This is a genomic window from Vibrio sp. 10N.286.46.A8, assembly GCF_041470165.1.
Lineage (GTDB): Bacteria > Pseudomonadota > Gammaproteobacteria > Enterobacterales > Vibrionaceae > Vibrio > Vibrio tasmaniensis_A.
Genome location: NZ_JBFRLX010000206.1, coordinates 1 through 8515 on the forward strand (window position 1 = coordinate 1; position 8515 = coordinate 8515).

Sequence of the window (8515 nt, forward strand, 5' to 3'; positions counted from 1 at the left end):
CTCGAACAAAATTTAACCTCGAAAGGTCAACACGCCCTAACATTGTTGCAAGTAAATTCTTTAGGTTAGATTACTTCTTACCTTGAGTTTGCTTGTCTTCTTCTGTTAGTTCACGAATACGACGGCTGATGTCGCGACGAGCTTTAGAGATCTCTGCACTCTTGATGATGTGATCATCAACGCGGTCTTCGTAGTCAGCTTTCATGTTTTTGATAATGCCTAGGATCTCGTCGTGAGTCATCTCTGGCTTGATGTAATCAAGTAGGTTATCAAGAAGGTCGACACGCTTGCGGTTGTCACGAACTTTCTTTTCGTTGTCTAAAAGTTCACGCTTAAGTTTGTTCTTACGTCGTGCTTGGTTAACAATTTCAAATACGCTGCTCATAGATTCCTTTTCCTAATCGTCAAATACGTTGTCTGGTTCTGATTAAAGCACATCAATTGATGATGTAACAGTATTTAGATCAAAGCAAAAGTAAGGTTGTTTAATTATTCGTCACTCTCTCTAACGTACGATTGTTTTTATCTTACCGTTCAAGTTAGTATCCCATTTAGATACTGCATTGATACGACATGTGAAATGAATCAACAACAATTGGAAACAGAAGATTTGGGCGACGATGTCGTTGAATCTTCGGCAGAACAAAATAAGCTTCGTGATGCGTATGTACAAGAGCGCACTAATTTGGAAGTCGTGGAAATAGAGCTAAATCGTTCTAAGATCATAATGATTGATGAACAAGGCAGAAAGAAACGAGTACCGATTTTGTCTGAGCATTAGCCATAACTGGCTGCATTGTTAAATGTTGAGATGGAATTATCAAAATAATAAAAAGGAAAAACGATGAACACAGTACTTTCCCCAATTGAAGCGAGAATTATCGGTTGTTTGATCGAGAAAGAAGTGACTACTCCAGATCATTACCCACTGACACTAAATAGTTTAACAACGGCTTGTAATCAAAAGAGTAACCGTGAACCTGTGCTCTCTCTGTCTGAGTCAGACGTTTTAGATGCGGTTGATGGTTTGATCGGACGTCGTATGGTGAGCGATGAAAGCAGCTTCAACAGCCGAGTTAATAAGTATCAGCACCGTTTCTGCAACACTGAATTTGGTGATCTGCAATTTACAGAGCAAGAGCGTGCAATCATCTGCTGCATGCTGCTTCGTGGGGCCCAAACCCCGGGTGAGCTTCGTACTCGAACTGGTCGTCTTGCAAACTTTAGCGATGTGAAAGAGGTTGAATCAATACTCGAAAAACTCGCGGCAAGAGAAGCGGGTGCGTTAGTCGTGAAGTTACCACGAGAAGCGGGTAAACGAGAATCACGCTACCAACACTTACTGAGCGGCGAAGTAGACATTGAAGCGTTTGCGACGGCATCAGTAAGCGCTGTTTCATCATCTGCATCCAGTGAAAAGTTTGAAGAACTTGAATCAGAAGTCGCGAGCCTACGTGAAGAAGTGGCAGAGCTTAAGGCTCTGGTTGAATCACTGCTTTAAATGTCGGAATCTGACAAAAATGCGGATTGGGTCGTGTATTTGATCCGCAATCGACACAATGCTCTTTATTGTGGAGTGACGAATAACTTAGAACGTCGATTCGAACAACATCAAACGGGCAAAGGTGCAAAAGCCTTAAAAGGTAAAGGCCCACTTAAGTTGGTTTGGAGTATTGGTGTTGGGTCAAAAAGTGAGGCGTTAAAAACCGAATACGCGATCAAACAATTACCCAAATCTCGTAAGGAAAAATTAGTATCACTCAAACTAATCATTGAGTGGCAACAAGACAAAATTCAGTATATTCCAGTATCGTAACTCATCGTTAGAATTCTAATTCTCGGCCGAATGTTAGTCGCGTGAATTGTTGCAAGGAGATCTTTTAAGTTATTGATTAAATAGTGGTATTTTTGTTTTTAATTGAGTTGTTTTTATCTTAGGACTCATTAATCTTAATCTCTGTTCCAAATTTACACACTGCACATTTAGAATGACATACCAATTAGTATTAGACGCTATCATTTATCCTCGTTGTCCTACATAATATCTTTCAGCCATACAAAGAGATGGTGTCATGCTAGGTTAAAAAATGAGCCAAAGTAGCTCATATAAAACGAGAAAAATATGAAACGTTTACTTATATTATTGGGAGTTGCCGTGTTTTCTGCGTCTGCTCTCTCCCACGGTACACACGTCCTGAATGGCTATTGGGAATATCAGGATTACCTCACTAAATTCCCAGAGCAAAAAGCATTGACCGATAAAATGGTTGAAGCTGTGAAAAATCCCCCTATGCCATTGAGGCAAGTTCAGGATGAACCTATCACGATTTCAGTTGTGTACCCGGGGCAACAGATCTCCGATTATTGGGTTCGTAATATCCAAGCCTTTGAGAAACGCCTAGATAAATTGAGAATTAATTATCAAATAAATCAGGTTTTTACTCGTGATAATGCTAACCCCACTCAGCAGAGTATCTCTTTGCAAGAAGCGATTGAAAATAAAACGGATTATTTAATTTTTACGTTAGAGACGACGCGACACCGTAAGTTTATTGAACACGTGTTGAGCTCAACGGACACCAAATTGATTTTGCAAAATATTACCACACCAGTACGTGCGTGGGCGGACAGGCAGCCGTTCATGTATGTGGGTTTCGACCATATGACGGGTAGTTTAAAGCTAGCGAATTACTTCAAACAAGTGAGTGAACCGGACAGCAAATATTCTGTGTTATATCGCTCTGAAGGTTATATTAGCGATGCTCGTGGAGATACCTTTATCCATGATGTGAATTCGGATACCAACTTTGCTCTTAAGTCGTCGTTTTACACTAAATCAAGTAAAGAGAGCGGTTACCAAGCAGCTAAAATCAGCCTAGCTAACGATAAGGATCTAAACTTTATTTATGCATGTTCAACTGATGTCGCTCTGGGCGCTGCAGAAGCTATTCGAGAATCTGGTCGAGATGTCTTAGTTAATGGCTGGGGAGGCGGCTCTGCGGAATTGGAAGCTATAGCAAGGGGCGACTTAGATGTTACGATCATGCGCATGAATGATGATACGGGTATTGCGATGGCAGAGGCGATCAAATGGGATCTTACCGGATTGGAAGTCCCTACCGTCTATTCAGGAGAATTTGAGATTGTGACTAAAGAGGATTCTCCAGAACGTATTTCAGAACTTAAGCAGCGAGCATTTAGGTACTCAGGCCAATAATGAAAAAAAGCTACGCCATTACACCAAGGAATACCTTAGCTAAATTAATTACGCGTATCATTATTTTAGTGATAGGCGTGATGGCACTTGGCGTGCTTATTCATAACTATGAAACAAGCAGTAGTATTGTAAAGCAAGAGACGAATCGAACGGTTAAGCAAACTTCTAGCTTGATCCAAAATATGTTCGATTATCGTTTATCAGTGTTGCAAATCCATCAGGACAGCAGTTCACACAGTGAAACTTTAAGGGAGTATTTCGATACCAATAACGAAGAGGCTCTGAGCTATTTTTTTTATGGTGTTGACCAACGTGAGCCGGAACATGCTCCTGACTTGCGCTTTGTTTCTACCTATAACGGTTTGGTTTGGGAGGATGGCAATGGTCAGTTTTATGGTTTAGATGCGTCCAGTTTAAAACATATTTCTGATGAGGTTGCGTTCAGTAGTAACTGGCACTTCATTCAGCTGATGACGGATATCGGTAAGCGTCATTTGTTGGCTCGACGAACCCCTATTGTTGATAACCAGACCGGCGAAGTTCTAGGGCAGCTTTATGTTGCTATTGTACTCGACAGCAATTTTCCATTGGCTGAATCTATCCAGCAAGGCAGTAATTGCGAAAATATCGTCATTGAAGCGCATGGTACTCCTGTGACATCGACATTCAGTGGTGATGAAAGCTATACGATAAAAGACGTCCTCAGCTATAAAATGTACGAGCAGCTACCTCGTCATTTCGTCACCATTGCAACCATTAAGATCAATGCTGTTGAAACGCCCCTTACCATTCGCGCGGTTCAGAAGAACACGAATCTCATTGCACTCGAAGAGAACTATGAACGTGCGATCATTGTTATGATTGTGGTGATCATCATCATGTCTTTCCTTGCGCGTGCTTGGATTCAAAGAAGAGTCGCGGCAGAACTTGATAAGTTAATGGAATTCACTCGCTCTGCAAGTGGTAATGAAGAGTTCAGCAAGTTTGATGGTTCAAATATTTTCGAATTTCACCATATTGGCTGCACGTTGGAAGATACTTTTGAGCGCCTGTCTGAGCAACACCAAAAATTCCAAGACCTGTTTAATTTTGCGCATTCGCCAATTTTGGTTTGGTCCGAAAAAGGTGACTTAATTCAGATGAACCCAGCGGCTCGTATGGCGCTATTTGATGAAGATGATAACTATGGTGCAATGGCTCGAGAGTTTGAGCTTCGCATGTTACCGAATATCCAGATGGTGGTTCAAGGCTCTAAACTAACGGGCATTAACGTGCCAATCGGCGAGAAGGTTTTTCGTTGGAACATGTCTGCAATCCGTGTTGAACACGGTATTAGCGGTGTGGTGGTGCAAGGTCAAGATATTACTAAACTTATAGAAGCAGAAAGACAGGCAGATCGAGCGCGTGAAGAGGCAGAGCATCTTGCCAGTGTGCGTGCAGACTTCCTCGCTAAAATGAGTCACGAAATTCGTACGCCACTGAATGGTATTCTCGGTGTCTCTCAGTTGCTTAAACGTTCAATACACAGTGAAGATAACCGTGATCAGGTTGATGTACTTTGTCATAGTGCAGAACATCTACTGGCGGTACTAAATGATATTTTGGACTTTTCTAAGATAGAGCAGGGACAATTCAATATTCAGAAGAAAGATTTCCTTCTAGGAGAGTTGGTTAATACCTTAGATAGCATCTATCGCCCACTTTGTGAGGATAAATCCGTCGAGTTTACCATTGTGAATCACTTGATTGATGACATCAAAATACACACCGACCAGGTTCGCTTGAACCAGATCATGTTTAATTTACTGAGCAATGCCCTTAAGTTCACTCATCAAGGCAGTATTTCCGTCAGTTTTGAAATCGAAAGTATCTTGAATACTGATTTCGCTAGCTTGATTGTTCGAGTAAAAGACAGTGGCATAGGTATTGACGAGAGTAAGATCGATGCTATTTTTGAACCTTTTGTTCAAGCAGAAGAAACGACGACTCGGGAGTATGGCGGTTCAGGACTTGGGCTTACGATTGTAAAGAACCTTGTCGATATGCTGGAGGGAGACATTCAAGTCCGAAGCGTTAAAGATCAGGGGGCTGAGTTCATTATAGAAATCCCAGTGGAGTTACACTCCAAGCCTCTGTTTGTCGACGTTAAGAAACAAGCCCACATCGAGCCTGAGGCATTGTTTAGTCGTTCGTTGAAAGTGCTGCTAGTGGAAGATAATCACACTAACGCCTTTATCGCACAGGCATTTTGCAAAAAGTATGGGATGGTGGTTACTTGGGCAAAAGGTGGCTTGGAAGCGATAGAGCTAGCAAAAAACACGGTTTACGATCTTATCTTAATGGATAATCAACTCCCTAATCTGGGTGGAATTGAAACCACTCAGCAACTAAGAGAGCAAATTGGCGTAACAGCTCCGATTTATGCGTGTACTGCCGATGCTCAAGAGTCAACAAGAGAAAGGTTCATGGCTGCTGGAGCAAATTATGTGATCGTAAAACCGATAAAAGAAGCGTCGTTGCACAAAGCTTTTGTTCATTTCAAACAACTGTACTGGGATGATACTCAGCATTAAGTCGAAGCTAGAAAGTGAGTCACTGATTCAAGGAAACAACGGCTTACTCTTGCTGAAAAACAAGATACACTGCTTCAGATATGTACTTGATGGAGAAATATTAAATGGAACTGCAAACCTTATTGAATACTCTGGCTGATACCCCAGAAAGCGTGCAATTTGAAGACACAATACAAGTGATAGAAGCTCATTATGATTTTGCTGAGAGTGAATTTCGTAATGGCGATGTAGTGAATGCCGCTGGGCAGAATAATGGTTCGTGTAAGATTTTTGCTTTTGGTTTAGAGCAAGGTCTATCTGCAGAGCAAACACTTGCTTGTTTTGGTCAATTTTATCGTAATGACGTATTAGGTTTTCCCGAGAACACTGACCATCAAAATATTCGTAACTTCATGACTCATGGCTGGAGCGGAGTACAGTTTTCTCAGCCTGCGCTGATTGCAAAATCGAAGTAACCACTAACTAGATAACTATTAGTAAGTAGTAGGTCGAAACTTAATGTCGTATCTTGAAGCGAGAGAACAACCTCTCGCTTTTTTGTATATGATGAACAGGCTCGCAAACTCTTGACTAGGTTCGTAAGCTACTGAATAGGCAAGGCAGACAGGCATTTACGGCACATGCAAGCACCAGTTTTTGGAATATTGCTAGTATCACGCTTCTCTAACTCAAAGCACCAGCACGTCTCTTTACCCGCACTAATATCGCATTGAGCTGGCTCACGACACTGCGGACATTGGTGAGTCGAACTCTCGCCACTAAGGTGATCCATGACTGACGTTCGTTCGTCTTCAGATAAGCCTTTCCAACCTATAATTTCATCCATTGTTCGAAAGCAGCCACTGCACATTCCGCCATTATTTTTACAAGCCGCTCGGCAAGGTGTTTTCATCTATCTAACCCATGATTCATTTGGGCTGAAATGTAGCATATTTGTTTGCCTATTAAGAGCCGTTAGGCTAAGAAATTACTCAGTTAAATTTAGAAATGACCTCGTAATTTAAAGGCTTTTCATGTAGCATCTCGCCCCTTTTGTTGAGTGGGGGATATTATGTTTATTGGGTTTGATTATGGAACAGCGAACTGTTCTGTCGCGGCGATGGTTGATGGAGAACCAAGCCTGTTACCATTAGAAGGTAGCAACCATTATATTCCCTCAACGGTATTTGCACCTACTCGTGAGAGCGTTTCTGAGCACCTATTTCGCCATTTGAATATCAAACCGAGTGATGCGATTGGTGAGCAGGTGTTGCGACGTGCTATCGCTCTGAACCGAGAAGAGAGTATTGACCTAGTGCCAGAAGACATGGCATTTGGTCAGGCTGCATTGGACCTCTATTTGGAAGACCCTCGTGACGTTTATTACGTTAAGTCCCCTAAGTCTTTCCTTGGTGCCAGTGGATTGCATGATGTTCAGGTGAGTTTCTTCGAAGATTTAGTGTGCGCCATGATGGCGAATATCAAGCATCAAGCTGAAATTACGACTCAAGAGCCGATCAAACAAGCTGTTATTGGCCGACCAATTAACTTCCATGGTCGTGGTGGTGAAGAAGCAAACCGACAAGCCGAAGATATACTCTCACGTGCAGCCAAACGTGCAGGTTTCCTTGATATCGCTTTTCAATTTGAACCGGTCGCTGCAGGCCTTGATTACGAAAGTACTCTGACTGAAAACCAAACGGTATTGGTTGTCGATATTGGTGGTGGTACCACCGATTGCTCATTGTTAGAAATGGGGCCAAGTTGGTCTGGTAAAGCGAACCGCACCCAAAGCTTGTTAGCACACAGTGGACAAAGGGTAGGGGGGAATGATCTTGATATTTACCTTGCCTTCAAACAATTGATGTCACCTTTCGGTATGGGTAGTAAAGGTATTTCGGGTATCGATATGCCGTTGACTCAATTCTGGAATCCAATTGCGATAAACAATGTAGAAGCTCAAAAAAACTTCTATTCAAGGGAAAACCTAGCCGCGTTAAAGTTACTTCGTAAAGAAGCTTCAGAGCCTCAAAAGTTAGACCGTTTAATGAAGGTCTATCACGATACTTTAGGTTACAGCATTGTGCGTCGGGCGGAAGAAGCCAAGATTGCATTGGCAGAATCCTCCCAATATCGAACAGCAATCAATGTTGCATCAGAGCTGATTGAAGTGGATATCTCCGTTGAGCAGATGATTGAAGCGATTGAAACGCCAAAATCTAAGATGATTGAATTGGTCAAAGAAGCGATTCAACAAGGTCAGAAAAAGCCAGATGTCATCTACATGACGGGTGGTTCAGCCCGTTCTCCTATTCTTCGAGAAGCAGTACAACAAGCCGTACCGAATGTGCCAATTGTGAGTGGTAACTATTTTGGTTCCGTAACCTCAGGCCTAGCACGTTGGGCTGAGGTTTGCTTCAAATAAGAATGTACTAACTTGTATTAGGGCAACCAGTCACGGATTGGTTGCCCTTTTTTGTATTTTCTCTAGTGAACTTTCAATAAAGCAATAACCAATAAAGCAACTTTTCCTAGTTCAAATTGGGAATTGTTTCACAAGGCTAAATATTTCAGCACGGCTCATTATGTTACAGGATGTTTCTAAGTTAATGGTATGTCGCAGAATGGTCTGGAAAGTCGTTTGTAGCCTAAGTGTCTAATGCTGTTTTTATGATTGGAAAATCAAAAAATTGAAGGTTTTTTATATCAAAATATACCAAAAATTAGCTTACGGTTTGTTATTAAT

The 8515-nt window shown here is 41.8% G+C and carries 9 protein-coding genes; 7 read left to right on the plus strand and 2 right to left on the minus strand.

Translation table 11 applies throughout. The annotated features are described in order from the left end of the window. Positions 1 to 70: 70 nt before the first annotated feature. Entirely contained in the window at positions 71 to 385 is a 315-nt protein-coding gene (locus AB4232_RS18730; RefSeq protein WP_004730049.1) for a DUF496 family protein, read from the minus strand. A 195-nt stretch (positions 386 to 580) separates the two neighbouring features. Here AB4232_RS18730 and AB4232_RS18735 point away from each other — a divergent pair, with 195 nt between their 5' ends. From AB4232_RS18735 to AB4232_RS18760, 6 genes are all read left to right on the plus strand, one after another. Further along, entirely contained in the window at positions 581 to 781 is a 201-nt protein-coding gene (locus tag AB4232_RS18735; RefSeq protein WP_009845676.1) for a hypothetical protein, read from the plus strand. A 63-nt stretch (positions 782 to 844) separates the two neighbouring features. Beyond that, positions 845 to 1501, plus strand: a complete 657-nt coding sequence (locus AB4232_RS18740) for a YceH family protein (RefSeq protein WP_017100949.1) — start codon at positions 845 to 847, stop codon at positions 1499 to 1501. Continuing rightward, positions 1502 to 1816, plus strand: a complete 315-nt coding sequence (locus AB4232_RS18745; protein ID WP_009845674.1) for a GIY-YIG nuclease family protein — start codon at positions 1502 to 1504, stop codon at positions 1814 to 1816. Positions 1817 to 2122: 306 nt separating this feature from the next. Further along, positions 2123 to 3217 carry a substrate-binding domain-containing protein gene (locus tag AB4232_RS18750; protein ID WP_372087728.1) on the plus strand — a complete coding sequence of 365 codons (1095 nt, stop codon included), beginning with the start codon at positions 2123 to 2125 and terminating at the stop codon, positions 3215 to 3217. Next, positions 3217 to 5790: a quorum-sensing autoinducer 2 sensor kinase/phosphatase LuxQ gene (gene luxQ, locus AB4232_RS18755; protein ID WP_372087729.1), complete on the plus strand. Its 2574-nt coding sequence runs from the start codon at positions 3217 to 3219 to the stop codon at positions 5788 to 5790. The genes AB4232_RS18750 and luxQ overlap by 1 nt, the downstream gene beginning before the upstream one ends. Positions 5791 to 5894: 104 nt before the next feature. Further along, the gene (locus tag AB4232_RS18760) at positions 5895 to 6245 is read left to right on the plus strand and encodes a HopJ type III effector protein (RefSeq protein WP_017097028.1); all 351 of its coding nucleotides are present in this window, start codon (positions 5895 to 5897) and stop codon (positions 6243 to 6245) included. A 128-nt stretch (positions 6246 to 6373) separates the two neighbouring features. Here the strand turns inward: AB4232_RS18760 and AB4232_RS18765 are convergent, their stop codons facing one another. Further along, the gene (locus AB4232_RS18765; protein ID WP_372087730.1) at positions 6374 to 6682 is read right to left on the minus strand and encodes a DUF1289 domain-containing protein; all 309 of its coding nucleotides are present in this window, start codon (positions 6680 to 6682) and stop codon (positions 6374 to 6376) included. Between the two features lie 159 nt (positions 6683 to 6841). Between AB4232_RS18765 and yegD the strand changes: the two genes are divergently transcribed. After that, positions 6842 to 8194, plus strand: a complete 1353-nt coding sequence (gene yegD, locus AB4232_RS18770; protein WP_009845669.1) for a molecular chaperone — start codon at positions 6842 to 6844, stop codon at positions 8192 to 8194. Positions 8195 to 8515 lie beyond the last annotated feature (321 nt).

Coding starts and splice junctions, on each gene's coding strand:
- AB4232_RS18760 (WP_017097028.1), top strand. CDS start 5,895: ATGGAACTGCAAACCTTATTGAATACTCTGGCTGATACCCCAGAAAGC.
- AB4232_RS18735 (WP_009845676.1), top strand. CDS start 581: ATGAATCAACAACAATTGGAAACAGAAGATTTGGGCGACGATGTCGTT.
- yegD (WP_009845669.1), top strand. CDS start 6,842: ATGTTTATTGGGTTTGATTATGGAACAGCGAACTGTTCTGTCGCGGCG.
- AB4232_RS18765 (WP_372087730.1), bottom strand. CDS start 6,682: ATGAAAACACCTTGCCGAGCGGCTTGTAAAAATAATGGCGGAATGTGC.
- AB4232_RS18745 (WP_009845674.1), top strand. CDS start 1,502: ATGTCGGAATCTGACAAAAATGCGGATTGGGTCGTGTATTTGATCCGC.
- AB4232_RS18740 (WP_017100949.1), top strand. CDS start 845: ATGAACACAGTACTTTCCCCAATTGAAGCGAGAATTATCGGTTGTTTG.
- luxQ (WP_372087729.1), top strand. CDS start 3,217: ATGAAAAAAAGCTACGCCATTACACCAAGGAATACCTTAGCTAAATTA.
- AB4232_RS18730 (WP_004730049.1), bottom strand. CDS start 385: ATGAGCAGCGTATTTGAAATTGTTAACCAAGCACGACGTAAGAACAAA.
- AB4232_RS18750 (WP_372087728.1), top strand. CDS start 2,123: ATGAAACGTTTACTTATATTATTGGGAGTTGCCGTGTTTTCTGCGTCT.